The organism is Streptomyces bobili, from assembly GCF_002154575.1.
GTDB classification, from domain to species: Bacteria; Actinomycetota; Actinomycetes; order Streptomycetales; family Streptomycetaceae; genus Streptomyces; species Streptomyces bobili.
Genome location: NZ_MUBA01000268.1, coordinates 311 through 685 on the forward strand (window position 1 = coordinate 311; position 375 = coordinate 685).

The following is a 375-nucleotide window of genomic DNA, read 5'->3' on the forward strand; positions in this document are numbered from 1 at the left end:
CACGCCGTCCTGGACGCCGTGCACTGGCTCGGCGAGCACGAGGGCGCCACGGTCGAGTACCTCCCCGTGGACGCCCACGGCAGGGTCCACCCCGACACGCTGCGCGAGGCCGTCGCCCGCAACCCCGACGACGTGGCCCTCGCCACCGTCATGTGGGCGAACAACGAGATCGGCACCGTCCTGCCGGTCCGTGAACTCGCTGACGTGGCAGCCGAATTCGGCGTCCCCCTGCACTCCGACGCCGTCCAGGCCTTCGGCCAGGTCCCCGTCGACTTCGCCGCCTCCGGCCTCGCCGCGATGACCGTCTCCGGCCACAAGATCGGCGGCCCCTACGGCATCGGCGCCCTCCTGCTGGGCCGCGAGTACACCCCCGTA

Annotated in this window: 1 protein-coding gene; it reads left to right on the forward strand. The window is 72.8% G+C overall.

Annotated elements, in window-relative coordinates:
* Window positions 1–375 (forward strand): aminotransferase class V-fold PLP-dependent enzyme (locus tag BZL64_RS21835; protein WP_244205433.1); only part of this gene is annotated, 375 nt, incomplete at both ends.